This window comes from Streptomyces sp. NPDC048254 (genome assembly GCF_043201895.1).
Taxonomy (GTDB): domain Bacteria; phylum Actinomycetota; class Actinomycetes; order Streptomycetales; family Streptomycetaceae; genus Streptomyces.
Map to the genome: position 1 here is coordinate 496857 of NZ_JBICZJ010000004.1, position 24939 is coordinate 521795.

The window sequence follows — 24939 nt, forward strand, 5'->3', positions numbered from 1 at the left end:
CTCCCGGGGCTCAGCCGTCCTTGGCGGTGCGACGGGTGCGCCTCGGGGCACGGCGGGACCGGCCGGACGGTGCGGGAACCCCGGACGGGGCGGCAGGCTCGGACGCCGGGGCCGGGGCCGGGGCCGGGGCGGCGGTGGGTGCCGGGATGCCGTCGTCCCACGCCTCGTGTGCGCCGAACGGGTCGGCGGCCCCCTCCGCGAGCAGCGCCTCGATGTCCAGGCCGGGCTTGGCGCGCGTCTTGACCGCGACCAGGGCCAGTGTGTCGGCGTCGGACTCCGCGCCGTCGCGCCACAGGACGGTGCCCGGGAGCATCACCAGCGAGGTCGTTCCGGACTCCGTGGCGGCCGGCCGCAGCTGGACCCGGACACCGTGCCGGTCGGCCAGCCTGCCGACCACGAACAGGCCCATGTGCTGGTAGACGCCGGCGTCGACGGTCGGCGGGTTCGCCAGCTTGTGGTTGATCAGCGCGAAGTCCTCGGGCATCAGGCCGATGCCCTGGTCATGGATCTCGATCATGGTCTGGGTGTCGGGCAGCCGGGTCGCCGTGACGCGGACCGTGGAGCGCGGCGAGGAGAACGCGGTGGCGTTCTCCAGAAGCTCCGCCAGCAGATGCACGAGGTCGGTGACGGCCCGGCCGTGGATCTGGGTCTCCGGGATGCCCGACAGCTCGATCCGCTCGTACTGCTCCACCTCGGAGGCCGCCGCCCGGATGACGTCGACCAGGGGGAGTGGGTGGTCCCACTGCTGGGTGGGCCGCTCGCCGCCGAGCACCAGGAGGTTCTCGCCGTTGCGCCGCACCCGCGTGGCCAGGTGGTCCAGCTTGAACAGGTTGGCCAGCTGCTCGGGGTCGGCCTCACGGCCCTCCAGGTCGGTGATCAGGGCCAGCTGACGCTCGACCAGCGACTGGTTGCGGCTGGAGAGGTTGGTGAAGACCGTGTTGATGTTGCCGCGCAGCAGGGCCTGTTCGGCGGCGAGCCGGACCGCCTCCCGGTGCACGAGGTCGAAGGCCCGGGCCACCTCGCCGATCTCGTCCGTGGTGGTGATCGGGATCGGCGTGACCTTGGTGTCCACCTCGCCGGGCACGGCCTGGGACAGCTGGGTGATCACCGCCGGCAGCCGCTGCTCCGCGATCTCCATCGCCGAGGCGCTCAGCAGGCGCATGCCCCGGCTCATCGAACGGGCCACCCAGGCCGCGAGCAGCAGCGCCGCGAGAACCGCGCCGAGCGCGAGCGAGCCGTTGGTGATCGCGTCCCGCTTCGCCTCGGCGGCGACGCTCCGGGCGTCGGCGAGCGCCGTGTCGGTGAGGCGGACCTCGATGCCCCGGCAGGCGTCGAAGGCGAGGGTGGACGCGGCGAAGAACGACTCCGGCGTGATGCCCTCGGCGGCCAGCTGCTCGGGCGGCTTCCCGGTGGCGATCTCACTGATCATCTTCGTCAGGTCGGGCGGCGCCACGAACGCCCGCCCGGCCGCCTTGGCCTCCTCGGCCGCCTTCGCGGTCTGCTCCGCGCCCTTCTTCTCCGCGTCCGCGAACGCCGCCCGCAGCCGGGTCATGTCCTGCGCGGTACCGGCGCCCGCGTACTCCTGGAGAGCCACCTGCTCCAGATAGGCGTATGAGCTGAACGAGCCGAGCTGGGTGGGGAGTTCGCCCTCCGCGAGGGCGGTGCGGTCCTCGACCAGCAGATGCGTGCCGATGGAACGGATCAGGGACTCGGCCGCCTGGGTCAGGGAGATGGCGTAGAGGGTGCGTCCGAAGCTCGCCTGGTTGTTGCTGCCGAAGCCCAGTTCGTTGGAGAGCTCCATCAGCGGGTGCTGGACGGCGTGATAGCTCTCCTCGGTCTGCACCCCCGTCAGCCGGCCCGTGAACGCGTTGGCCCGCACCACCGGAAGCTGTTTCTCGCCCGCCCGGACCAGCTCGATCCGCCTGGTGAGCCCCGTGGTCCTGGGCGCGCGGGCCACCGCCCGGTCGAACGCCTCGGCGTCCGCGTCGGTCGTCTTGCGCGCCGCCACCACCGCCGGCGCGTTCCGCTCGCCCTCCAGCAGCGGGGTGACCGACACGTCCCGTTCGTTGATCGCGTCACTGGCGTAGGCGTTCGCCGCCTGCACCAACTCCGCCACACGCACCGCGTCGTCGGCGTCCCGCAGGGTGTCGACGGAGTTCTTCACCCGGACACCGCCGAGACCGAGTGCGACCAGCACGGGGATGAACAGAATGGCCTGGAGCCGCCTTGCGACGCGCCAGTTGCCGGTCAGGGGTCTGAACTTGGGCAAGGTCGATCCACTTCACAACAGGGAGGGTGCGCAGGGCTGTGACAGCCCGACGTTCTGTGGCCAATTTCTAACACCCAGCGATCGGTTTCGACCGGTGTTTCTGGGAAGCGGTTTCCAGCGAAGTGGTACAAAGCTCAATCAAAACCATCGGTGGTCAACGCACGGACCATCGGCCGGATACCCTGCGCCGGGTGACCCGTACGGCCGGACGGACAGTCAGCGCTTGCCTCGGTGGAAGTACGGCGGGAGGCGGTGGCGCGGATGGTGGTCCGCGCGTGCCGTTCCACCGCCGTACGCAACCAAAGGGTGCGGATCCCGACGCTCGTCAAGCCGGGAGCGGCGCTGCTAGCGTCCGCGCTAGAACGTTTAAGTACTGCATCGCTACTAGAACGATTAAGTAATGGGAAGGAGCCGCATGACCATTCCCAGCCTCCAGGACGGCATCGACCAGGCCGGTTCGCCCGTCGCCCTGCTGTGGAAGCCCGGCGCCGAGCCGTGGACGCCCGAAGTCGTGGCGCGTGAGTACACGGGCTGGCGGCAGGAGCAGGCGGCCTGGCACGAGGGTGTCGCGCTGCTCGATCTCTCGCACCACATGTACGACCTGTGGATCGAGGGCCCGGACGCCACCCGGCTGCTGGCCGAGCACGGCACCAACAACTTCGAGCGGTTCGCGATCGGCCAGGCCAAGCAGTACGTGCCGGTGACCCGCGCAGGCCACATCGTCACCGACGGCGTCCTGCTGCGCGAGGACGGGAACCGCTATCTGCTCAGCGGTATCCCGGCCGCACAGCACTGGGTGCGGTACCACGCCGAGCAGGGCGGCTACGACGTCGCCTTCGTCACCGACCCCTCCAGCGCCTTCCGGCCCGGCGGGGGAGACCCGAGGCTCTTCCGCTACCAGATCCAGGGGCCGCTGGCACTGGAGGTGGTGGCCCGCGTCTTCGGCGGGCCGCTCCCCGAGACCAGGTTCTTCCACTCCACCCCGGTCACCCTGGACGGCCGTACCTTCAAGGCACTGCGCCACGGCATGGCGGGCCAGGCCGGTTTCGAGTTCGTCGGCCCCTGGGAGCACGCGGCCCACGTGCACGAGGCCTTCCTCAAGGCCGGTGAGCCGCTCGGGCTGATCCAGGTCGGGGCCCTGGCGTACACCACCCCGAGCGTGGAGAGCGGCTGGATCCCCTCCCCGGTACCGGGCATCTACACCGACCCCGAGCTGGCGGAATACCGACGGTACCTGCCGTTGTTCGGCATCGAGGGCCAGCGGCCGCTGGGCGGCAGCTGGTTCTCGCCCGACATCGAGGACTACTACGTCTCCCCCTACGAACTCGGCTACGGCAAGTTGATCCACTTCGGCCACGACTTCCTGGGCCGGGACGCCCTGCTGGAGGCGAAGGACGAGGAACTCCGCAAGAAGGTCACCCTGGTGCTCGACCCGGGCGACGTACGCCGGGTGCTCGGCGACGGCGCCGACCCCGGGTTCGTCCTCAGCTACGCCCGCCACCGGGTGGAGAACGGGGCCGGTCTGGTCGGCGTCACCATGCAGTCCGCCTCGATCGACCCGGTCGGCACCGTGCTGGCCCAGACCCTGATCGACCCCGCGCACGCCACGCCCGGCACCGAGGTGAGCATCGTCTGGGGCGAGCACCCCGGCCCCGGCACCGACCCCGGCGCCGACCTGGGCTTCCCGCGCATCCGGGCCACCGTGCAGCCGAGCCCCTTCGACCGGCACGCCCGCACCCGGTACCGCCGCGATGCCTGAAAGGTGAGTCCCGGATGCAACCCCCGCCCCCCGGTGTTCGAAAATCGGAGTTTGACGTTCGGCAAGGAGCACGATGACGACCCTCGACACGGCCTCGACGGCGGTGCGCACCGCACTGCTGGAGGACTTCTCCCTGGAGATGACCGGCAAGGACGTCCCCAGGCTGGAGGAGGCCCGCGACACCATCCCGCAGGGCACCCGCATCAACGTCACCTTCCTCGGCAACGAGGACCTGCGGATGCGGCTGGACGCGGCCCGCGCGGTCAAGCGGCTCGGCTTCGTGCCCGTGCCGCACGTCTCCGCCAGGCGGCTCGGCTCCCGCGCCGACTTCGAGCAGTTCCTCACCGGCCTGCACACCGACGGCACCTGCGACAACGTCTTCGCCGTCGGCGGCGACCCGGCGAGCCCCGAGGGCCCCTACGAGGACTCCCTCTCCCTGATCGAGTCCGGCCTGCTCCAGGAGTACGGCGTCCGGCACGTCGGCATCAGCGGCTACCCGGAGGGCCACCCCGCCATACCCGGGGACGTCCTGTGGTCCGTGCTCCGCGACAAGAGCGCCGCGCTCGCCGCGCAGGGCCTGGACGGCGGAATCATCACCCAGTTCGGCTTCGACGTCGATCCCGTCCTCGCCTGGATCGAACGGGTCCGCGACGAGGGCATCGCGGTCCCGGTCCGCATCGGCGTCCCCGGCCCGGCCGGCGTACGACGCCTGATGGCCTACGCGGCCCGGTTCGGCGTCGGCACCAGCGCCGCCATCGCCAAGAAGTACGGCCTCTCCCTCACCAACCTGATGGGCACCGCGGGACCGGACAGGTTCCTGCACGCCCTGGCCGAGGGTTACGACCCGGTCCGCCACGGCGAGGTGAAGATCCACTTCTATACGTTCGGCGGGCTGCGGGCCACCTCCGAATGGATCGCCCGGTTCAGGAAGGACCACCACGGATGAGCCTCGCCCAGGACACCCCGGCCCGCCCCGCCAGGCGGCGCGAGGAACCGGACCACCAGGCCTCGCTGATCGTCCAGGGCGCCGACGCCACCGGGATCGTCGCCGCGCTGACCGCGCTCCTCAGCCGGCACGGCGCCAACATCGTCTCCCTCGACCAGTACTCCGACAATCCGCAGGGCGGCGCCTTCTTCCAGCGCACCGTCTTCACCCTCCCCGGACTGCAGGCCAGCCTGCCCGCCCTGCGTGCCGACCTCGACGAGCACCTCGTCAAGGAGTTCGGACTGCGCTACACCCTGCGCGACCTGTCCGTGCCCAAACGTGTCGCGATCTTCGCCAGCAAGTCCGACCACTGCCTGCTCGACCTGCTCTGGCGGCACCGGCAGGGCCAACTCCCGGTCAGCATCCCGATGGTGGTCTCCAACCATCCCGATGTCGCCGAGGAGGTCCGCTCGTTCGGGATCCCGTTCTTCCACGTCCCCTCCATGGGCCCGGACAAGTCGGCGGCCGAGGCCGAACACCTGCGACTGCTCAGGGACAACGTCGACTTCGTCGTCCTCGCCCGCTACATGCAGGTCCTCTCCGGCGACCTCATCGAGAAGGCCGGCGTGCCGATCATCAACATCCACCACTCCTTCCTGCCGGCCTTCATCGGCGCCGGGCCGTACGCCAAGGCCAAGGAGCGGGGCGTGAAACTGGTCGGGGCCACCGCCCACTACGTCACCGAGGACCTCGACGAGGGCCCGATCATCGAGCAGGACGTGGTGCGCGTCACCCACGCGCACACCGCCGCCGACCTCACCCGCCGGGGCGCCGACGTGGAACGCGCGGTCCTCTCCCGGGCCGTCCTCTGGCACGCCGAGGACCGGGTGATCCGCGACGGCAACCACACCATCGTCTTCGCGTAGGCGGGTGGCCCCATGGCAGTCCGTTCCCCTCAGCCGCACGGCGACCGGCCTCCCGGCTCCCCACAGCACTGTGCGCAACGGCTTCCCGGTGGACGGCCGCCGCGAGGTGGCTCGTCTCGCGGCGGCCGGGTTCGGCTTCCGGCGGCCAGGCGGATCAGTAGCTGGGGAAGGGCCCCCAGTTCTTGATCTCGAACCCGCCGCCGTTGCGGGCCACCTCCAGCGCGGTACGGCCGCTGAAGTGGGCGGGCAGAACCAATGCGGTGTTGTCCGCCGCCCAGCCGAGCAGGTCCCGGCGCGTGGCCCGCGCGGTCGTCGGGTCCTCGCAGAAGCAGCTGCTGTGCTCGGGGTGGGCGACCTGGAGCGGGCTGTGCATCAGATCGCCCGCGAGCAGTGCCTTGTCGCCGCCCGAGCTCAGGACCAGGACGCTCGCACCCGGTGTGTGTCCGGGCGCCGCGAGCAGTCGCAGGTTGCCGTCCACGATGTGCTCGCTCTCCCACAGCCGGACCTGTCCGGCGGCGCGGACCGGCTCGATGCTGTCTTCGAAGGCGTTCTCGTTGACCCCTCCGGCGATGTTCGGGTTCTTCGCCGGGTCGAAGTGCTCGAAGTCGAGCCTGGGCATCAGGTATGTGGCGTTCGGGAACGTCGGCACCCATTGCCCGTCGACAAGGCGGGTGTTCCAGCCGACGTGGTCGACGTGCAGGTGGGTGTTGATGACCAGGTCCACGTCGTCCGGCTGGATGCCTGCCTTCGCGAGGTTCTCCAGGTATCCGAGGGACAGGTGGTCCCAGGCGTCGACCGCAGGGCGGGGCTTGTCGTTGCCGATGCCCGTGTCGACCAGGATGGTCCGGCCCTCGCTGCGCAGCGCCCAGGTCTGGAACGCCACCTGCACGATGTCGTCCTCGGCGCCGAGGTGGTCCGGTACCAGCCAGCCGCGGTTCTCCCGCCATGCTTCGTCGGTCCAGCCGGGGAAGAACTGCCCGGGTGTCATGCCCACCGGCCCGTGCATCTCCTCGACCCGGGCGACGGTGACGTCGCCGAGCATGATCTCGTTCATCGATGGTTCCTCTTCGATCGTCGTGGAAAGGCGCATGACCACTCTTGGGGTCGCCGATGCCCGTAACCACACCGCGCCAGGGTGCGCCTGGAGTTGCCGCACCCTGGCAGGGTGCGGCCGGCAGGGCGTTGAGACCGGAGAATGGAACGCATGGCTGATCGTGATCACGACGGAGGACTCGGCGCGTTCCTCAAGGCGTGCCGAGCGCGGCTCCGACCGGAGGACCTTGGGCTGACCTCGTACGGCGGCCGGCGACGCGTGGCGGGCCTGCGTCGTGAGGAACTGGCGCAGCTCGCGGGAGTCAGCACGTCCTATTACGCGCGACTCGAACAAGGACAGTCACGCCACGCTTCCCCCCAGGTACTCGACGCGATCGCGGCCGCCCTGGAGCTGACCGCACCCGAGCGTGGGCACCTGCACGCTCTCGCCGCCTCCGCCGGTCGGCGACGCGCCGTGCGGCCCACGAGCGTCGAGCACCCCGACCCGGCCCTGCTCGAACTGCTCGAGGCCATACCGCAGGTACCGGCGCTCATCCTCGGCCGACGCGGCGACGTACTCGCCTGGAACCCGATGGGCCACGCCCTGCTGGCCGGCAACCGGGACCGCGACGCCGTCTCCGTCCCCGGGCGCCGCGTCAACATGACCGAACTCGTCTTCCTCGACCCGGAGACCCGCGAACTGTACGTCGACTGGGACCGCAAGGCGCGCGCCGTGGTGGGCAATCTGCGGCTCGTGGCCGGAGCCCACCCGGGCGATCCCGCGCTTGCCGCCCTCATCGGCAGACTGACGATGGCAAGCGCGGAATTCAGCGCCCTGTGGGCCGACCACCGCGTCCAGGCGTGCGCCACCGCGCACTACGCACTCCACCATCCGCTGATCGGCGACCTCGCCGTCACCCAGCAGACCCTGCGCTCCATCGAAAGACCCGACCAGACCCTCGTGACCTGCACCGCTCCGTCCGGCTCTCCCTCGGCCGAAGCCCTGAGCATGCTGGCCCACGTGGCCTACCCGAGCGAACATCCCCGGCCACTCGGCGGCACCGAAGAGGGCTCGGCCGCCCGTAGTGAGCCGCTCCGGCTGGAGTTGGGTCCGCTGCTGGTGAACCAACTGCCGCAGCACGTCTCGAAAGAGAAGAAAAGGGAGATGAGGTGAGGTGAGGTGAGAACAGCGAACCCCACCACCATCGGCGAGCTGTGGAGGAGCGGCAAGGCGCCTGCGTGGGACGGGCTGTACCGCGCCGACGGGTCGGCTCGCAGCGCCCGGGTGGACGGCGGCGAACTGTCCTGGTTCGAACTCGGAGAACCACTCGACCTCGACGCCTTGCTGGCGGCGAGTCCGGATCACGTCGCCCAGGTCGGGGCGTCCCCCGACCGTATCGCGGCACTGCAGGACGGTTCCGGCTACGTCGGCCGCGGCGAAGGGGCCTTGGGCGCCGACGGGTTCTTCGCCCGGTTCGACATCCTTTCGAACAGGTTTTGTCGACGGCTCCCAGGCCACGTCCACCAACAACCTGGGCAAGTCGTTCACGGTGGATCTGGAGGACCCGGACTTCGCGCCCTGAGACGAGAGCGGGCGACCCTGCTGGGCGGCCCTCAGAGTTCCAGAAGCTCCCTGCCACGAGGAAGCTCCAAGCCCCGCCTGTACGAAGCCGAGATGGACTGGGAGACCGCCGTGGCGGAGTCCCTGGCCCCGGGCCTCGACGTTGTCCGTCCCTCGCTGACGGACAGCGACCGGGAAGTACGGTCCATGGCCGCGGCTCTGGTGGGTGACGCGTCCGTCGAGTGGACGGGACGCGCTCGCGCGTGCCTGGTTGGCGCCGAGGCGGCTGTGGCCCTCACCCTTGGTTCCCCGGCTGCCAGGCTCCCCGGCCGGGTGAAGCAGTGGCTGCGCGACCCCGAGGCCGCCGTGCGCTTCAGGGTCGCTCGCACCGCCAGAACCGCGCCGGCGGCTGAAGACGCGAGGCTCGTCGTTCTGGCCGTCGGGGTGTACGACACCGACCGCGGGGCCGTGGAGACGGTCTGGCCTGCCGAGGCGTTAGGAAGGTGTCGGCCCCGAACACATCCGGCCGGGCGACACCGTCATCGACGTCGGCGCGGCCGCCCGCTCGATACGGCCGGCGAGGCGTTCGTGACGTTCGCCGGCCGTACGGGCGAGGTCAGCGCTTGGTGTAGATGAAGCCGACCTTGTCGAGCTCGTCCCCGGAGCGGCCGTGGAAGCCGGCGATCTGCCAGCCCGACGGCGCGGTGCGGGTCACGCAGTCCGAGGTCGTCGTACCACCGGCGAGGGTGTTGCCCAGGTTGGTGGTGAACTTGGCGTAGAAGATGCGGGTGGTGTTGTTGTACTTGCTCTCACACAGGTACGCCGTGGTCACGTACTCGCCGCTGCCCAGCGTCAGCGAGGACGCCGTGCCGCCGGTGCCGCCGTGGGTCAGCGTGGTGCCGTTGCCCAGGGTGATGCCGACCTGGTCGACGCGGGAGCCGGAGCGCAGCGAGATGCTGGTCGCACGGGCGGCGGCCGGGACGCTCGGAAGGTCCTGGTAGTAGTCGCCGTGCGGACCGCCGAACTGGTCGCTGAGCTGGAAGTCCGGGTTCTGCGACCAGGAGAAGCCGACCGTGATCGGGTCGTGGTCGGAGAGCATCAGACCGTCGGCATTGAGGAACTTGGCGTGCTCGTTGTTGTACGAGGTCGCGTTGAGGGTGACCAGCTTGCTGCTGCGGTACAGGACCTTGTCGACGACCTCGCACGTGTTGGGCACAGTGGTCCCGGTCTGGTCGCAGACCAGGGCGTCACTGCCCTTGGCCGGCGCGCTGCCGCCACGGATCAGCTGGACCCAGGCGTCGGTCAGCCCGTTGTTCGAGGCGAACTCCGCGATGGTGTCGGCGGTGCGGGTGTAGCGGGTGTTGGTGTCACCCATGACCACGACGGCGTTCCCGGCCGAGTGGGTGCTGATGAACGACGTCAGCTGGCTGAGGTTGTCGGCCCGGGAGGCCTCGTCGCCGTCGTTCGTACCCGCGTTGGTGTGCAGGTTGTAGAAGTCGACGTAGACGCCCTCGGCGAGCCGCTCGCGCATGAAGGTGAAGCCCTTGGGGGTCAGGCAGTCACCCGAGTCGAGCTGGCAGGAGTTCCAGCCGACACGCTCGAAGTCGTCGCCGTCCCAGGCGTAGTCGGAGACGGTGTTGAGCCCGCTGCCGATACCCGCGCCGCCGCTGGTCGCGGTGCGGTACGGGTGGGTGTCCGTCGAGTACAGGTACGCGTGGTAGTTGAAGTCCTCCTGGACGTTGACGATGTCGTACGGCGCGATCCGCCTGCCGATCTCGGTGGTGCTGGTGTCGCGCGGTGTGGATGCGCTCGACAGCGACTCCGGAAGTCCGGCGACGTTGTACGTGAGCACACTGAACGTGCCCGAGCCGGCCGCCGCGGCCGGAGTGGCCGTCGCCGTGAGCCCGCCGAGGGCGGCAACCGCGGCCGCCAGACAGGCAACGAGTCTGCGCATGAGGGTGTCTCCTACGGGGAGGTGTGCGCCGAGAGGGTGTGAGCATGCCAAAAACGCAAGCCAAAACGTAGTGGCAAACGCTTTCTCTGCACCCCTGTCGCGGCCGACCAATCGGGGAATTCCATATGACGACCGGAAGATCGACTTCTGTCGGCGGTCCGATCGGCCGCTGACTGTTACTCACTTTCGGGTGAGAGGACCCTGTTTGCCGGGCGGCCCGTGGGTCGGAAGGGCGCCATGTACCCGCTGTCCTGCACGGCGGCCGGGCTTCGTAGCGGATCAAAATGGTGCATTCACTTAATAAATGGACATTACAGTCGAGAGTCATGACCACGCGAAAGATCGGTAACGGGCGTGGTGTGCGCCGCGCATGTCCCGCCGCCCGGTTGCAGGGTGTGGCTGCGCGGCCGCCCGGCCGTCGCCTCGCACCACACGCCCCCTCGCGAACCGCGGCTTCGCACCGCACGTGTCGGGGTGTGCCCGAACCCCGTAAAGGGGGACCTCGTGTCCGTATCCGTCTTCGCGACCGCCCGTCGTCTCGGGTCCGTCACAGCCGTGGCGGCCGTCCTGGTGGGCGCGGTGGCCCTGCCCGCCGCCGCCTCCGTCACGCACCCCGCCAATCCGACCCGCGACGCGGTCGTCATCAGCGCCGTCCAGCACGACCTGCAGGGACGCGCGGTCTTCTCCGGCCGTGCCCTGAACCGGGAGTGGGTGGACGTCACCAACACCGCTCGCCGGGACGTGAACCTGAGCGGCTGGACGCTGGCGGACGCCGACGGTCACAGCTACACCTTCCGTCACTACCGGCTGGCCGGCCACGCCACGGTCCGGGTCCACACCGGGCAGGGCCGGGACACCATGACGGACCTGTACCAGGACCGCCGCCAGTCCGTCTGGGACCACGGCGCCGACACCGCCACCCTGCGCAACGACCACGGGCGTTATGTCGACTCCGCGTCCTGGGGTCTGCACCACCGCCGGGACGCCGACGACCGCCACGCCTTCGACCACGGCCGGGTCGCCGACGACCGCCACGCCATCGACCACCGCCAGGTCTCCGACGACCGGCAGACCCTTGGCCACCGCCGGGATGCCGACGACCGCCAGGCCCCCGGCCACCGGCACTGACGAGCCCGACGGCCGCCGCCGGGTCCCGGTTCGGGGCCCGGCGGCGGCCGTTTCGCGGTGCCTTCAGTCGATGACGGGCCCGTGCACGGTGGAGGTGAAGACCGTCTCGCCGCCCTGCCGGCCGACGACCTGCACGGTCACCGTGCCGTCGCCCCCAGGGGTCACCTCGGTCACGTCCACCCAGCACGGGCTGTCGAGTTCGACGTAGCGGTCGAACGTCGTGGAGGTGCTCGCCGGTATCAGCGCACGGGGTGCCAGCCGGGCGCAGGCGGCCTGGCGGGCACCCTCCAGCAGGACCATGCCGGGCAGGTGGTCACCGCCGTGGTCGAACAGGATGGGGTGGGCCAGGTCCGGGGTGAGCAGCCACCGGCCGGGTCTGTCCGTGGGCGTCAGCACCACGTCGGCGGGGGAGGTGCGGCCCACGGCGGACGGCGGCATCGGGTCGGCCGCGACCATCTGGTCCGTCGAAGTCGCCTGCTTTGCGGGCCGGTTGGCCCGCAGCCGCGCGTAGACGGACGGCGTGACGATGGAGTACAGCCCGTCTCCGTGGGCCACGGGCCGGCCGTCCCGGCGCAGCGCGAACCCTATGCCCATCCGGCGCGCGGACGCCCTGCCGCGCGGCGCGGTGTCCGGGCACGTCACCTCCAGCTCGAAGTCGGTCGGCCGGGAGCCGATCCGCAGCTGCTCCAGATCGGCGTGGCAGCTGAGCGACCACAGGACGAAGTGATGCCCGAGCGGTACGCCGTGTTCGGCGTGCGTCACGAACATGCCGGCCTGGCGAAACGTCTCCGCGGCCTGCAGCGGATCGTGACTCGAACCGTCGGCACTGTTGAAGAAGGTGTGTGCCCGTGGCCACTGTCCGGTGAGAGAGAACCGCAGCCCGTCGTCCTGCGCGGTACACCCACTGAGGAACACCTCGGCCAGGGACGCCCGGTGGACGTACTCCTTGGGGACCGTGGTGGTCAGCCGGGGCAGTGCGGGCAGACCGACTCCGATCTCGCTGGCGGACAGGCTCATCGATAACCCCCCGTCGGAAAGCTCTTCGTTGGCTGAAGCTCTGTTCGACGCCTATAAGATACGGACCTACCGGTTTTCTCGGGTCGGCCACAAGGTAAAGGATTCGCCAAGCGTGGTTGGACTCCATCCATGCATGACTCCGCTCAGTGGTGGTTTGGCCAAGTATTTTCGCGCTCAATCAAGCCGAAGGCACGGCGAAAAACGGACTAACTGGCAGATGTCGGCGGCCGGTTATCGGCGGGTGACGAGCCCGGCTCGCCGCTGGCAAAACCTGTCCAGCGGTCTCTTTCGGCCATCTCCCGGGGGAGTTCGCGGTCCGCCGAGGCACCCGAGCCGCCCCCGGTCTCGACAGTCACTGCATGATTGTCGAACGGCCCGCGAGAGGGAGACCCGATGGAACCACTGCGCACCCTGCGCCTCGCCGCCGTCAACATCGACGGCGTCCTGCTCAACGACAGCTTCAGCCCCGTCCTGCACCGCCTCGTCCTCAAATACGGCGGAACGTACACCCGGGAGCTGGAACAGCGGCTCTTCTCCCAGTCCCGGCTCGCCGCCGCCCGGGTGCTGCTGGAGGAGACCGGCGCCGACGTGAGCGAGCAGGAGGCCATCGCCGACTACTTCGCCGAACGCGAGCACTACCTGCGCACCCACCCCGTCCGCATCCTCGACGGTGCCGAGGAACTCCTGCACCGGCTGCGCGCCATGGGCCTCGACGTCGTCTGCTACGGCGGCCTCGACGAGGACCACTTCCGCCGCCACCTCGGCGCCTGGGAACAGCTGTTCACCGTCCCGCACTACATCTGCACCGACGACTTCCGCCCCGGCATCCGGGAGATAGCGGAGGACCACTTCGGCCTCGACCGCCACCAGGTCCTCTTCATCGACGACGTGGCCCGTTTCGCCGGCCACGCCAGGGAACTGGACGTGCCGTTCGTCGGGCACCCCAGCACCTTCGAGCACGGCTTCCAGCGCGAGCTGATGCGCGAACTCGGCGTCCGGCACCTGGTCGGCGGCCTCGCCGAGATCGACGAACAGCGCCTGCGCACCCTCGACCGGGAGGCCGGGCTCGACATCTTCTGGCATGATGCCGACTCCCTCTCCACCGCCCCGGAGGTGGCCAAGTGACCACAGCAGAAGGAGCCGCGCTGGCCGGCCGGGTCGCCCTCATCACCGGCGCCAGCAGCGGTATCGGCGCGGCCGCCGCCCGGGTCTTCGCCCGGCAGGGCGCCACCGTCGTCCTGACCGCCCGCCGCGAGGACAAGCTGCGCGACCTCGCCGACGAGCTGCGCGCCGAGGGCGCCGAGGCGAGCCACCGCGCCCTGGACGTGCGCGACGGCGAAGAGGTGCGCCGGACCGTCGAGTTCGCCGTCGAGCGCTACGGCCGTCTCGACGCCGCCTTCAACAACGCCGGCGTCGCACTGCCGAAGACCCCGATGCACCTCATCGACGACACCGACTACGAGCGGGTCACCGAGACCAACGTACGGGGCGTGTGGAACTGCCTGCGCCACGAGATCACGGCCATGCTGGAGACCGGGGGCGGCTCGATCGTCAACACCAGCAGCGTGGGCGGCCTGGTCGCCTCCTCGACGGCCGCGCCCTACATCGCCTCCAAGCACGCGGTGATCGGACTGACCAAGGCCGCCGCCGTCGAGTACGCCCCGCACCACATCCGCGTGAACGCCATCGCCCCGGGCCTGACCCGTTCCGAAATGATCGACGACTGGTTCGCCAAGTCGCCCGAGAACGAGGCACGGGCCTACCGCTCCGCCCCGCAGGCACGCGCCGCCGACCCCGAGGAGGTCGCGGAGGCCGCCGCCTGGCTGTGCAGCGACAGAGCGAGCTTCGTCACGGGTGCCACACTTACCGTGGACGGCGGGCGCACCGCCTGGTGAACTGCCCGACGAGTCCCGCGCCGACGCCCCGGCGCCGCCGCGGGACCGGCCGGGAATCGGCCCTGTGCGGCCGAAATACCGACCCCCGATTGGGGTAAGGTACGTCACGTCCGGTTTTGTTTTGACCGAGGAGGGGTCCCCATGGCGCGTCAGGAGCGTGCGATTCGGACCCGCCGTGCTGTTGTCGAGGCCGCCGCCGCGGTCTTCGCCGAGCGCGGATACACGGCGGCGACGATCGCCGAGATCCTTGAGCGGGCCGGAGTGACCAAGGGGGCCCTGTACTTCCACTTCGACTCCAAGGAAGCCCTCGCGCGGGGCGTGATCAACGCCCAGATCAGCGATGACTACTGGGTACCGCGCGAGCTGAAGCTCCAGGAGTGGGTGGACATCGGCATGACGCTGGCCCACCGCATCCCCAAGGAGGTCATCCTGCTCGCCGGTATACGGCTGTCGGCGGACCTCCAGGGGCGTTCGCTGTTCGGCAGTGCCTGGCCCGCCTGGACCGAGGTGGTGACCGAGAAACTGGTGGAGGCCAAGGAACGCGGCGAGGTGCTGCCGCACGTCACGCCCCAGGAGACCGCGGAGTGCTTCCTCGGGGCCTGGATCGGGACCCAGTTCATGTCCGAGGTCGTCTCCGACTGGACGGATCTCAACGACCGTATCTCCGTCCTCTACAACCATGTACTGCCGTCCATAGCCACTCCCGCGGCCCTGATCCGGCTGGACACCGCGCCCGACCGGGGCGCCCGGGTCGTCGAGGAAGTCGAGCGTCGGCGACAGGAGCAGGAATCGCTGGTGGCCACCGAGGCCTGACCCGCCCCGGACCAAACCACCTTGCCGGTTTGTTGTGTGGAGGGCACTGTGCTCCCGATGATGCGGCAGGACCGCTGGGATCCTCCCGTCTACCCTCCGAACACTGGCAAACCTACCAATCATGCTGTTTGCTAGGGTTCTCGAATCGCAATGTTGCAGGCCCAGGGGGAATCGGACCGTCCAATTCCGGATTCACCCGGATCAACAGGGGGACGCGATGGTCAAGCAGCTCCGGGCGGCCCGAACCCGCCAGGCCCTCGTTCACGCCGCAGCCGAGATCTTCGCGGAGGACGGCTACGCGATGTCGTCGCTGCCCGCGATCAGCCGACGGGCCGGAGTGAGCGCCGGAGCGCTGCACTTCCACTTTCCCAGCAAGGACGCCCTCGCGGTCGAGGTCGAGGGCGCGGCCCAGCAGACCATCGAGCACATGGTCGCCGACCGGTGCCCGTCGGCCGCCTCCGCACTGCACCTGCTGATCACGGTCACCCGGGAACTGCTGGTCACGGTCGCCACCGATGCCGTCGTCCGCGCGGGCTTCAAGCTGAGCGTCGACCCCTCCCGAAAGAACGGCATGGGCTTCGGTTGCTGGTGGCGTACCTGGGTGTGCGAACAACTCGTGCGGGCCCAGCATCAAGGGGAGTTGGCCGAGGGGGTGGCGCCGGACCGGGTCGCCGCGGTGATAGTCGCCGCGACGGTCGGGTTCGAGGTGCTCGGCGCGGCGGACCGTGACCGGATCTCACCCCAGCACGTCGAGCAGTTCTGGTCACTGGTGCTTCCCCAACTGGCCGCGCACGACAGCGAGTTCGCGGGCGCCGTACTGTCCGACTCCTGACGCCGAGTCAAGAGCCGACAAAGTCGCCGGTGTTCGGTTTGACAAACCGTCCATGCCGTTTTTGACTCGGGTGCCCGGGACTCGCCTCGGAGCACCCGAGTGGCGGACGGGCAGGGGGACGGCGTGGACATCGGCATACTCGGCACGCTCGACGTGCGCGAGACGGGCGTCTCCATCACCCCGACCGCGCCCAAGCCGCGTCAGGTGCTCGCCCTGCTCGCCCTGCACGCCGACCGGGCCGTGACCGTCGCGACGCTCACCGAGGAACTGTGGGGGCAACGGCCACCGCGCAGCGCGCGCCCCACCCTGCAGACGTACGTCATGCACCTGCGCGAACTCATCGCCGGAGCGTCGGCGGGGACGGGCGGCGGCGCGGACGGACGTACCGCGAAACAGGTACTGCGCACCGTACCCGGCGGCTATCTGCTCGACAGCGGTGAAGGCACCAGTGATGTCCGGGAGTTCGAGCGGCTCGCCCGGAGCGGGTACCGGGCGACGGACGCGGGCGACCATCGCGAGGCCGCCCGGCTGCTGCGTACGGCGCTCGACCTGTGGACCGGTCCGGCGCTGGCCGACGTCCCCGCCGGAGACTGTCTGCGCGCGGAGATCAGGGGGCTGGAGGAGAGCCGGCTGTGCGCGCTGGACCGGCGCATCGAGGCCGATCTGCGGCTCGGCCGGCACCGCGAGCTGATCGCCGAACTCACCGTGCTGGTCAGCCGGCACCCCACCCACGAGAGCCTGTGCGGCCAGCTCATGCTCGCCCTGCACCGCTCGGGCCGCCGCAGCGAGGCCCTCGCCGCCTACCAGCGACTGCGCACCACCCTCGTACGCGACTTCGGCCTGGAACCCTCGGCCGTGCTGGGCAAGGTACGCCAGTCCGTCCTGGCGGCCACCGAGGACGGCACACCGGCGCCCGATGCCGCGGGCCCGCTCACCCAGGTCGGCTGACCGCCCGTCCGGCACGCGGCGGCCGGCCGCCGAGCAGCACCGCGCAGGCACCGGCGGTCAGCAGCCCGCCCGCCAGGAATACGGCCCGCACCCCGGCCGGCGGCAGGATCAGTCCGCCGAGCGCGGCACCCGCCGCGATACCGGCGTTGTAGAAGCCGGAGTTGGCCGCGAGCGCCATGTCCGTGCGACCCGGGGCGCAGTGCAGCATCGCGTTCTGGGCGGCCATGAACACCGGTCCGAGCGCACCCCCCATCAGGACCAGGGACACCACCTCCGCCGCAGGACGGCCGCCGGCCGCGTACAGGCCGAGCATGCCCACCGCCTGCACGGCCACGGCGGTGGTCAGCGCGGACTGCGGGAAACGGTCGAGGAGCGCCCCGGTGACGGCCACACCGGCCAGACACGCCACCCCGAAGACCACCAGCAGGGAGTCGACCGAGTCCGACGGGAATCCGCTCACGTCCCGCAGGAACGTCACGACGTAGGTGTAGCCCGCGAACGCCCCGGTGGCGGACAGCGTCCCGGCCGCCAGCACGGTGACGAACCGGCGGGTGTCCGGACGCGTTCCGTAGGCGGCGGGCGCCTCTTCCGGAGGCGAGGTCGGCAGCAGCACCGCGATCGTCACCAGGGAGACGAGCCCCGGCACCGCCAGCGCCGCCATCGGTGTCCGCCAGTCGCTGTGCCGGCCCAGCCAGGTCCCGGCGGGCACACCGAGGACGAGGGCGAGCGAACCGGCGACGGACAGTGCCCCGACGACCCGCCCCCGGACCCGGGGCGCGAACAGACCGACCGCCACCGGTCCCAGTACCGCCCAGAACAACGCCTGGGCGAGGGCGGTCAGCAGCCGGGCCACGAGGAGCTGCCAGTAGGAGGCGGCCAGGGCCGCGGCCGCGCTGGACACGACGAGCGCGGCCAGCAGCCCGGTGAGCACATGGCGCCGGGGCACGGCCCGGGTGACATGGGCGAGCGGCAGCGAGGCCACGGCCACCATGACGCCGTAGCCGGTGACCAGCAGGCCGGCCGCCGGCAGCGACACCCGAAGACCTGCGGAGATCACCTCCAGCAGGCCGACCGGCAGGTTCTCGGCGGTGTTGAAGGTGAACGCGGCCAGCATCAGGGCGGCGAGCAGCGCCGGCCCGTGCCACCGGGCCGGTCGCCGCGCACGCGGGCGGTCGCCGCCCGCCCTCGCCCGTCGCGCCTGCTCCACGGCACCGTCCATGGAACCAGCTCACCGGGCTCACCCGCCCCGCCGCAACCGAATTCCGCTGCTCAGGAGGTTGCGATGTGCCGGGCGATCCGGACGGCCGCGAACTCCGTGCCCGCCACGAACCGCATCATCGGCCCGAACATCGGCGCCGCGAGCGAGCCCGTGAAGTACAGCCCCGGCACCGACGACTCGAACGTCCCCCGCAGCGCGGGAGCCCTCGAACCCGGCACGCACGCCACGTCGCGACGCACCGTGGGGGACAGGAAGGGCAGCGCGTCCAGGTCCAGCCGGTAACCCGTGGCCGCCAGCACGTGGCCGACGGTGAGGGACTCGCGCTCACTCCCGGGACCGGCGACGTCCAGGCGTACCACCGGCCCGGAGAGCACGGCACCGGTGACCCGGCGTGAGGTGTGCACCGGAACGACACCCATCACCCGCTCCCGCAGCCACCAGCCGCCCGAGGGGCCGAGCGCCCGCCGGAAGAGCAGCAGCCGCGCGGGCGCCGGAAACCACCGCACACCGCCCGGTGCCGCGCAGACCCCGGCGAGGATCCAGCCGGTGCCCAGCGGCGAGGCCGGCTTGGCCAGCCGCTGAATCCAGGGCCGGGCCAGGTCCGGGGTCATGCCCCACAGCACCTTCCGCTCGCGCACCAGAACCTGCACCTCGGCGCCTGCCTCGTGCAGCAGCGCGGCACTCTCCAGCGCGGACTGGCCACCGCCGACGACCGCCACCCGGCGGCCCGCGTACGCGGACAGATCGGTGTGCTGGCTGGTGTGCGACACCGGCGCCCGCGGGCCGGGCCCCTCGGGCGCGAGGTGCCGCAACTCGTCCGGCACATGGGCGAGTCCGTTCAGACCGGTCGCCACCACGACGGCCGAGGCCGCCATCTCCTGCCCGTCGTCCGCCCGGACCACGAAGCCCGCTCCGGACCCGGGCCGCTCGACCGCCGTCACCCGGGCCGGCTCCACCTCGCCGACGTACCGCTTCTGGAACCACTGGCCGTACCGTACGAAGACGTCGCACGGGATCGGGGTCAGCTCGGTCAGCTCCGGCTCGCCGTGCTCGCGCCGGAAGTCCGCCAGCCGGCCGCCCGGCTCCGGCGCCGACAGATCGGTGGCGGCCGGCGTCGATTTCAGGAACATCCCGGTGGCCATGGCATGCCGCCAACTGCCCATCACATCACCGAAGACGCGGACCGGTGCCCCCGCCGCCCTTAAGTGGGCGGCCACCGACAGTCCGTACGGTCCGGCGCCGATCACGACGACCGGTGGCCGTCCGTGCCCGGCGAACGCCTGCTCCTGGGCAGGGCGCTGCCCCGGAAGCGACTCCGTCATGGATCCCTCCGCTGGTCTGCTCGCCGCCTTCCCCTGGGCGACGCGACACTGCGGGATGGCACGCCCGGCGTGACTCGGCCGTGCTCGTCCCCCCTCCGCGGGTGAGTCTGTCCCACGGGGCGGATCGCGGAAACGATATCTACTCACGTTGGCCAAAACTTGGTCGAATCATACGACAAGTGGGCCCAGCCACGTCATTGACGTGCGGCGTAGGGCTACCGATGATCACTGATCCGACAGGACCGGTCGGCGACGGCGGTCGCCCCAGGGGTGTCCCGAGGTGCGGACGCGCGGCGCGGTGCTGGGCGAGCGTCTACCGGCCGTCTCCTGGGACTGACCTGATCCACGGCCAAGTAACCGACCGAATGGCTTCGTTCAGGCTGTTCTCCGGTCTGGTCCTTTTACGGATCTCGGCTCGGTCCGAACCGCCCGGTCGGTGTAGTACCGCCCCGGGAGTCGTCGAAAAGAGGGCGCGGAGCAGCCGCTTCGGCGCTTCCCGGGGGCGGTGCGGCGCCCTGCGGCCGTCAACTGGAAGCAGGCTGACGGGTGGTCTGTTGACAGACCGCTTGTGCTGTTTTCTACTGGCGGTGTGTCAGGTGTGAGGATCAGGGAGACGCGTGTGGACATCGGGCTGTTGGGTGCACTGAACGTGCTGGAGAACGGGGTCTCCATCGCCCCGACCGCGCCGAAGCCCCGCCAGGTGCTGGCCCTGCTGGCGCTCCGCGCCGGCCAGGTGGTGCCCGTCTCCACCCTCATCGAGGAACTCTGGGCGGGCGCCCCGCCGCGCAGCGCCCGCACCACCCTGCAGACCTATGTGCTCCAGCTCAGGGAACTCATCGCGACGGCACTGCGCCGGAGCGCCGGTCCCGATGCCGCGGACGCGCCCTCCGCGAAGGACGTCCTCACCACCCTGCCGGGCGGCTACCTGCTCGCCACCGGAGGCGGCCGCAGTGACATCCAGGAGTTCGAGCGGCTCCGTGAACTGGGCTGCCGGGCCATGGACGACGAGAACTTCGCGGACGCCTCCCGTGCCCTGCGCCAGGCGCTGGACCTGTGGACCGGGCCGCCCTTCGCCGACGTGCACACCGGAGCCCATCTGGCCATGGAGGCGCGGCGGCTGGAGGAGAGCCGGCTGTGCGCCCTGGACCAGCGCATCGAGGCCGACCTACGGCTCGGCCGGCACCGCGAACTGCTCGCCGAACTCACCGTCCTGACCAGCCGCTACCGCACCCACGAGAACCTGCACGCCCAATTCATGCTCGCCCTCTACCGCTCGGGTCGGCGTGGCGAGGCGCTCCACGTCTACCAGCAACTGCGCACCCTCCTCGTCAGAGACCTCGGCCTGGAACCCTCGGCACGACTGCGCCGCCTCCAGCAGTCCGTCCTCACGGCCACCGCCGAGAACCCCGACTCGCCGGAACGCCACGACGACCTGGCGGTACCGACCCCGGGCGGCGGACTGGCGCGCGTGCCCTGAGCGGACCGGGATTGCGCCGGATCTTCGCACAGCCCCTTGTCGAATGGCCGGGCCGCGACCGAAAGACGAAGCGCCGGTCACCAAGCCGAAGCCGAGGAGCAGGGTGGGCGCGGTAGCACCGAGCCGGCCGGGCGCAGGAGCGGAAACGATCCCGACGACCGGCCTGGGGCGGTCGTCGGGATCGCTGCGGCTGCACCGGGGGACGCCGGGGAGGGCCCGTGGGAGTACCTCGACGACTTGCGGGACGCGCGCGACGACGAGCGCGCGGCCGGTGCCCCCGTCACCTGGGTGGAGGGGGGGCCGGTGACGGACGGGGTCAGGACGGCGCCGGCGCGCACAGCACGGCGGCGGGGCCGGGCGTGCTGCCCACCCGGGTCGTGAAGGCGACTCCGGCGATGTACTCGCCGGCGGCGCACTGGCCCTTGTAGGCGCCGGAGGCGAAGTCGTCGCCCGCCGCGTCCGCGGGGCGGTTGTCGGACCGGTCGAACCACACCGTGCGGCCGCTCGCGCTCAGCGCGGCGCGCGCGGGCGCGCACAGCAGCGCCGACACCCGCTCACCACGACGGCTGTAACCGATCGCGAACTGGCCCGCCGGGCACTGGAGTTTGGTGTATCCGGAGGCCCAGTCGCCGCCCGCCGGGACGTACCGCTCGTCCGTGACGGCCGTCTGGGCGTTGCCCGTGGCCCGCAGATCGCCCGTCGTCGCGTCGGTGCACAGGCCGCGTCCGCCGGAGTGGGCGAGGCCGATCAGCCGCAGTCCGTCGGGGCAGACCGCCTTGTAGGCGCCCGAGTCCCAGTCGCCGCCCGCCCGGACCCGCAGGGACTGGACCGCGTCGCCGTGGTCCGTGGCCAGCATCCGCCAGGTCGTCCCCGGTGTGATGTAGCCGGTGCGGCTGGGGGAGTTCACGAGGTGATCCCAGGCCGTGGCCCGCCAGTCGCCGCCGTCGAGGAGGCCGGACCGGTGCCCGGCGGTGTCGTAGCGCAGCAGCGCCCAGTCGTCGTGGCCCTCCCAGCCGACCAGCGGCCAGTAGGCGAAGTCGGTGTCGTGGTCGGCGAAGTAGTCGGTGATGTTGCCGAACCAGGTGCGGGCGGCCGTACCCGTCTCGCCGGCGCCGATGCCGAACTCGCTGATCCACACCGGCGCCGTGTAGTGCTTGCCCTCGGTGGTGACGAAGAAGGCCTGGTCGGCGAGGACCTGGTACAGCTCGTCGCGGCTCAGGTCCTGGTAGCGGGGGTCGCTGGTCTCGCCGATGCCGGTGGCGCCGCTGTGGTGGGGGCCGGTATAGCCGTAGAAGTGCGCGGAGTACACCAGCTTGTGGGCGTCCACCAGGGTGTGGGAGAGGGTGCGGACGGGGGCGAGGGTGGGGCGGTCGTGCGGAAGGCCGTCCACCGGCAGCCCGGTCCAGTTGACGCCCTCGATGACGATGAGCAGGTTCGGGGCGGCCTCGGTGAGGATGCGGTCGGCGGCGAGCTGGGCGGCCGCGTACCAGTCGTGGTCGTCGCCCAGCCCCCAGTTGGGGTCGTTGAGGACGTCACGGCGTACCTCGTTGTAGAGGTCGGCGCCCACGACACGGGAGTTGGCCGCGTAACGGCGGGCCATGAAGACGCAGTCGTCGGCCCACTGCTGGGTCGACTGGCTGCTGTTCCACCGCTCGTTGCCGTCGATGCCGCAGCACCAACGGGAGGTGTTGGTGTGGTTGTTGAGGATGACGGCGAATCCCGCGCCGGTCAGGGCGGTCACGACGGCGTCGTAGACCCCCAAGGGGGTCTTCCCGCGCAGCTGCGGATTCGCGGTGACCGCGGCGTCCGGTACCGGGGCCGTCGTATGGATCATCTCGTTCGAGAACGGGAGCCGGATGCTGTTGATGCCGAGTGCCTGGAAGTCCGACAGGAGCTGGGGGAGGGTGGCGCGGTCCAGGCCCAGGGGGATGCCGTAGGAGTCCTGCCCGGCATGGTGGTTGACGGGGTCGGTGATGCTGCCGCTTCCGGTCCAGGACCCCTGGGCGCCGTCCCAGTTTGCGGCCTTCAGACGGAAGCGGTTCCCGGCGGCGTCGACGATGTAGCGGCCCTGGGTGGACAGGGGCGGCTGCCAGGTGCCGGCGGCGGACACGGCCGGTGCCGAGGTGGCGGACCGTGGTGCGGCGGTCGCCGGGGCGGTGCCGGACAGGGCGAGAACCATGGGTATTGCTGTCAGGTACGTGACAAGCCTGACGAACTTCGTGATCGACATCAGCCGTCCTTGGAGTGGATGCCGCGTGGGGGCGCCGCAATTTATCAGGGCGCGCGTCAACGGAGAAGCGGCTCCTCGGCCCCACAGGCCTCGGCCGTCCAGCCTTCCAGATCACGTTCGGGGCGCAGCAGCCGGCGGACGGCGGCGGCCGCGGCCCGGTGCCAGTCGTGGCTGCGGCGGAGCATCGCGTGGTCGCCGCCCCTGAGCAGCACCATTCCGGCCTGCGCACCCGCGTCCCGGGCCTGCCGTACGTACGTGGCCGACTCGGCGGGCTTGGTGACCCGGTCACGGTCGCCGTGCAGAACGACGATCCGGGTCCCGGTGAGATCGTCCACGGGGTCCCCGGGCGGCCACCAGGGCGCCAGCGCGAGGACACCGCGTACCGCGGGGTCGGCCGCCGCGCGCAGCGCCGCCCGGCCGCCCATCGAGTGGCCGACCAGCACCACGGACACGTCCCCGGCCCGGCCGCGCAGATCGTCGAGGGCGCGCAGGGTGTCCTGGAGCGGGTCGGCGGCGTCGTTCCAGCCGCGGTACCGGTAGCGCACCTGGCCGACCAGGACGTCGCGGGGCGAGGAGACCGACGCGGCGGAGCTCAGGAAGGGGCGCATGCGCAGGGCCGCCGGCTGCCAGGGGCGCGCCGGCCGGCGCCCGTTCTCCTGCCCGCCGTGCAGGACCAGCACCGCCGCCCGGGTCCGGTCCCGCGGTGCGCGACGCACCACCAGGGCGCTCCCGCCCGCCTCGACGACCCGTCCGTCGGCCACCGCGCCCACCTCTGCTTCCTCCGGCCTGGAGCGTGCTGCCGTCATCAAACACCGCCGGAGGAAGCCGTAGCCACCGAAGGGGCTGAGCGGCCCGTGCCATCCCCGTGAACATCAGTACCGCGAACATCAGTTAGGCTCCACGCGCGCACAGGGGACGCACAGCGGGGGTGGGGACATGACCGAAGGTGTCGGCGAGCCTGAAAAGGAAGGCAGACCGGTCGTTCAGGCGATCGCCGCGGTGGCCGTGTTCCTGGGCGTGGTGGGCGTCCTGTGGGCTCAGAAGACGTTCGTCCACCCGCAGGACGCGAGCAGTGCACCGGCGGCCTGCTCGAAGTCGACCGACCGGCTGCCGGCCCGTTACGTCTCGGGCGCACGGCTGTGCAAGGCGCTGAACCGCCCGGATCTGCCGGTCCTGCTGGGGACGCCGCGGGAACAGGCCGAGTCCGCCAGCGGCAACGGGGACTGGATCACGCTCGCCGGAGGCACGAAGATCCCCTCGCCCGACGCCACGGTGACCCTGAAGACGTACTCCGTGAAGCTGTCGGCGTCCTACGACGACCTGTCCGTCGCCGAGGTGGGCCACCTGATGGGCGACGCACGCAAGACGACCGTCCTCGGTCACCCGGCCGTCCTCTACTCCAGCCCGACCATCTCCATCGGCTTCAACCTCGGCGGCGGGAAGGCGACCACGGGGCCCGGCGGCACGGCGCGCTGCCTCCTGGTGTCGAAGCACGCGAAGGACGACGGTGGGGGCACGTTCGAGGTCGCGATCTGGCGGCAGGACGACGTGCTGCCCGACGACACGGCTCTCGAACGGGTCACGGAGCAGGTGCTGCGGACGGTCCCGGGCTGGAACGGGAACTGACCCGAC

Annotated in this window: 21 protein-coding genes; 13 read left to right on the top strand and 8 right to left on the bottom strand. The window is 71.0% G+C overall.

What is annotated here, in order from left to right; all coding sequences use genetic code 11:
• Positions 1-10 precede the first annotated feature (10 nt).
• Positions 11-2269, bottom strand: coding sequence for a nitrate- and nitrite sensing domain-containing protein (locus ACGFZQ_RS14755; RefSeq protein ID WP_393840674.1), 2259 nt, complete (start codon positions 2267-2269; stop codon positions 11-13).
• A 415-nt stretch (positions 2270-2684) separates the two neighbouring features.
• Here ACGFZQ_RS14755 and ACGFZQ_RS14760 point away from each other — a divergent pair, with 415 nt between their 5' ends.
• The 3 genes from ACGFZQ_RS14760 (at position 2685) to purU (ending at position 5879) form a co-directional block, all read left to right on the top strand.
• Positions 2685-4028: an aminomethyl transferase family protein gene (locus tag ACGFZQ_RS14760; RefSeq protein WP_393840675.1), complete on the top strand. Its 1344-nt coding sequence runs from the start codon at positions 2685-2687 to the stop codon at positions 4026-4028.
• 73 nt (positions 4029-4101) lie between these two features.
• Complete coding sequence (locus ACGFZQ_RS14765; protein WP_393840676.1) at positions 4102-4974, top strand: methylenetetrahydrofolate reductase; 873 nt, start codon at positions 4102-4104, stop codon at positions 4972-4974.
• Positions 4971-5879: a formyltetrahydrofolate deformylase gene (purU, locus tag ACGFZQ_RS14770; protein ID WP_393840677.1), complete on the top strand. Its 909-nt coding sequence runs from the start codon at positions 4971-4973 to the stop codon at positions 5877-5879. The genes ACGFZQ_RS14765 and purU overlap by 4 nt, the downstream gene beginning before the upstream one ends.
• A 154-nt stretch (positions 5880-6033) precedes the next feature.
• On the opposite strand, the gene ACGFZQ_RS14775 is transcribed toward purU, so the two are convergent.
• Positions 6034-6933 (bottom strand): MBL fold metallo-hydrolase, encoded by a 900-nt coding sequence (locus ACGFZQ_RS14775; protein ID WP_393840678.1) that lies wholly within the window; start codon positions 6931-6933, stop codon positions 6034-6036.
• Positions 6934-7083: 150 nt separating this feature from the next.
• Between ACGFZQ_RS14775 and ACGFZQ_RS14780 the strand changes: the two genes are divergently transcribed.
• Complete coding sequence (locus ACGFZQ_RS14780) at positions 7084-8085, top strand: helix-turn-helix domain-containing protein (RefSeq protein WP_393840679.1); 1002 nt, start codon at positions 7084-7086, stop codon at positions 8083-8085.
• A 6-nt stretch (positions 8086-8091) separates the two neighbouring features.
• On the top strand, positions 8092-9108 hold the full coding sequence (locus tag ACGFZQ_RS14785) for a hypothetical protein (RefSeq protein WP_393840680.1): 1017 nt from the start codon (positions 8092-8094) through the stop codon (positions 9106-9108).
• Here ACGFZQ_RS14785 and ACGFZQ_RS14790 read toward each other — a convergent pair.
• Positions 9089-10426 carry a jacalin-like lectin gene (locus ACGFZQ_RS14790; protein ID WP_393840681.1) on the bottom strand — a complete coding sequence of 446 codons (1338 nt, stop codon included), beginning with the start codon at positions 10424-10426 and terminating at the stop codon, positions 9089-9091. The two genes, ACGFZQ_RS14785 and ACGFZQ_RS14790, sit on opposite strands and share 20 nt — an antisense overlap.
• 504 nt (positions 10427-10930) lie before the next feature.
• Here ACGFZQ_RS14790 and ACGFZQ_RS14795 point away from each other — a divergent pair.
• Positions 10931-11554, top strand: coding sequence for a lamin tail domain-containing protein (locus ACGFZQ_RS14795; RefSeq protein WP_393840682.1), 624 nt, complete (start codon positions 10931-10933; stop codon positions 11552-11554).
• 63 nt (positions 11555-11617) lie between these two features.
• Here ACGFZQ_RS14795 and ACGFZQ_RS14800 read toward each other — a convergent pair whose 3' ends face one another.
• The gene (locus ACGFZQ_RS14800; RefSeq protein WP_393840683.1) at positions 11618-12571 is read right to left on the bottom strand and encodes a ScbA/BarX family gamma-butyrolactone biosynthesis protein; all 954 of its coding nucleotides are present in this window, start codon (positions 12569-12571) and stop codon (positions 11618-11620) included.
• Between the two features lie 393 nt (positions 12572-12964).
• Between ACGFZQ_RS14800 and ACGFZQ_RS14805 the strand changes: the two genes are divergently transcribed.
• The 5 genes from ACGFZQ_RS14805 (at position 12965) to ACGFZQ_RS14825 (ending at position 17059) form a co-directional block, all read left to right on the top strand.
• A complete protein-coding gene (locus ACGFZQ_RS14805; protein WP_393840684.1) occupies positions 12965-13696 on the top strand; it encodes an HAD family phosphatase in 732 nt (243 codons plus the stop codon).
• Positions 13693-14466: an SDR family NAD(P)-dependent oxidoreductase gene (locus ACGFZQ_RS14810; protein WP_393840685.1), complete on the top strand. Its 774-nt coding sequence runs from the start codon at positions 13693-13695 to the stop codon at positions 14464-14466. Before ACGFZQ_RS14805 ends, ACGFZQ_RS14810 begins: the two co-directional genes overlap by 4 nt.
• A 141-nt stretch (positions 14467-14607) precedes the next feature.
• Entirely contained in the window at positions 14608-15279 is a 672-nt protein-coding gene (locus ACGFZQ_RS14815; RefSeq protein ID WP_382538107.1) for a ScbR family autoregulator-binding transcription factor, read from the top strand.
• Positions 15280-15496: 217 nt separating this feature from the next.
• Entirely contained in the window at positions 15497-16111 is a 615-nt protein-coding gene (locus ACGFZQ_RS14820) for a ScbR family autoregulator-binding transcription factor (RefSeq protein WP_351736755.1), read from the top strand.
• Between the two features lie 123 nt (positions 16112-16234).
• Positions 16235-17059, top strand: a complete 825-nt coding sequence (locus tag ACGFZQ_RS14825) for a BTAD domain-containing putative transcriptional regulator (RefSeq protein ID WP_393840686.1) — start codon at positions 16235-16237, stop codon at positions 17057-17059.
• Here the strand turns inward: ACGFZQ_RS14825 and ACGFZQ_RS14830 are convergent.
• Both ACGFZQ_RS14830 and ACGFZQ_RS14835 read right to left on the bottom strand, forming a co-directional pair.
• A complete protein-coding gene (locus ACGFZQ_RS14830; RefSeq protein ID WP_393840785.1) occupies positions 17043-18173 on the bottom strand; it encodes an MFS transporter in 1131 nt (376 codons plus the stop codon). The two genes, ACGFZQ_RS14825 and ACGFZQ_RS14830, sit on opposite strands and share 17 nt — an antisense overlap.
• A 155-nt stretch (positions 18174-18328) precedes the next feature.
• Entirely contained in the window at positions 18329-19600 is a 1272-nt protein-coding gene (locus ACGFZQ_RS14835; protein WP_393840687.1) for an NAD(P)-binding domain-containing protein, read from the bottom strand.
• Between the two features lie 619 nt (positions 19601-20219).
• Between ACGFZQ_RS14835 and ACGFZQ_RS14840 the strand changes: the two genes are divergently transcribed.
• A complete protein-coding gene (locus tag ACGFZQ_RS14840) occupies positions 20220-21077 on the top strand; it encodes a BTAD domain-containing putative transcriptional regulator (protein WP_393840688.1) in 858 nt (285 codons plus the stop codon).
• Between the two features lie 316 nt (positions 21078-21393).
• Here the strand turns inward: ACGFZQ_RS14840 and ACGFZQ_RS14845 are convergent, their stop codons facing one another.
• On the bottom strand, positions 21394-23256 hold the full coding sequence (locus tag ACGFZQ_RS14845; protein WP_393840786.1) for a glycoside hydrolase family 5 protein: 1863 nt from the start codon (positions 23254-23256) through the stop codon (positions 21394-21396).
• Between the two features lie 107 nt (positions 23257-23363).
• Positions 23364-24113, bottom strand: coding sequence for an alpha/beta hydrolase (locus ACGFZQ_RS14850; RefSeq protein WP_393840689.1), 750 nt, complete (start codon positions 24111-24113; stop codon positions 23364-23366).
• A gap of 130 nt (positions 24114-24243) precedes the next feature.
• Between ACGFZQ_RS14850 and ACGFZQ_RS14855 the strand changes: the two genes are divergently transcribed.
• Positions 24244-24933: a DUF6215 domain-containing protein gene (locus ACGFZQ_RS14855; RefSeq protein WP_393840690.1), complete on the top strand. Its 690-nt coding sequence runs from the start codon at positions 24244-24246 to the stop codon at positions 24931-24933.
• Positions 24934-24939 lie beyond the last annotated feature (6 nt).

What these genes read in the sequence shown, in the direction of transcription:
- ACGFZQ_RS14780 (WP_393840679.1), top strand. Translation starts at nt 7,084, where the DNA reads ATGGCTGATCGTGATCACGACGGAGGACTCGGCGCGTTCCTCAAGGCG.
- ACGFZQ_RS14820 (WP_351736755.1), top strand. Translation starts at nt 15,497, where the DNA reads ATGGTCAAGCAGCTCCGGGCGGCCCGAACCCGCCAGGCCCTCGTTCAC.
- ACGFZQ_RS14845 (WP_393840786.1), bottom strand. Translation starts at nt 23,256, where the DNA reads ATGGTTCTCGCCCTGTCCGGCACCGCCCCGGCGACCGCCGCACCACGG.
- ACGFZQ_RS14855 (WP_393840690.1), top strand. Translation starts at nt 24,244, where the DNA reads ATGACCGAAGGTGTCGGCGAGCCTGAAAAGGAAGGCAGACCGGTCGTT.
- ACGFZQ_RS14760 (WP_393840675.1), top strand. Translation starts at nt 2,685, where the DNA reads ATGACCATTCCCAGCCTCCAGGACGGCATCGACCAGGCCGGTTCGCCC.
- ACGFZQ_RS14815 (WP_382538107.1), top strand. Translation starts at nt 14,608, where the DNA reads ATGGCGCGTCAGGAGCGTGCGATTCGGACCCGCCGTGCTGTTGTCGAG.
- ACGFZQ_RS14775 (WP_393840678.1), bottom strand. Translation starts at nt 6,933, where the DNA reads ATGAACGAGATCATGCTCGGCGACGTCACCGTCGCCCGGGTCGAGGAG.
- ACGFZQ_RS14835 (WP_393840687.1), bottom strand. Translation starts at nt 19,600, where the DNA reads ATGACGGAGTCGCTTCCGGGGCAGCGCCCTGCCCAGGAGCAGGCGTTC.
- ACGFZQ_RS14805 (WP_393840684.1), top strand. Translation starts at nt 12,965, where the DNA reads ATGGAACCACTGCGCACCCTGCGCCTCGCCGCCGTCAACATCGACGGC.
- ACGFZQ_RS14790 (WP_393840681.1), bottom strand. Translation starts at nt 10,426, where the DNA reads ATGCGCAGACTCGTTGCCTGTCTGGCGGCCGCGGTTGCCGCCCTCGGC.
- ACGFZQ_RS14800 (WP_393840683.1), bottom strand. Translation starts at nt 12,571, where the DNA reads ATGAGCCTGTCCGCCAGCGAGATCGGAGTCGGTCTGCCCGCACTGCCC.
- ACGFZQ_RS14850 (WP_393840689.1), bottom strand. Translation starts at nt 24,113, where the DNA reads ATGACGGCAGCACGCTCCAGGCCGGAGGAAGCAGAGGTGGGCGCGGTG.
- ACGFZQ_RS14765 (WP_393840676.1), top strand. Translation starts at nt 4,102, where the DNA reads ATGACGACCCTCGACACGGCCTCGACGGCGGTGCGCACCGCACTGCTG.
- purU (WP_393840677.1), top strand. Translation starts at nt 4,971, where the DNA reads ATGAGCCTCGCCCAGGACACCCCGGCCCGCCCCGCCAGGCGGCGCGAG.
- ACGFZQ_RS14830 (WP_393840785.1), bottom strand. Translation starts at nt 18,173, where the DNA reads ATGCTGGCCGCGTTCACCTTCAACACCGCCGAGAACCTGCCGGTCGGC.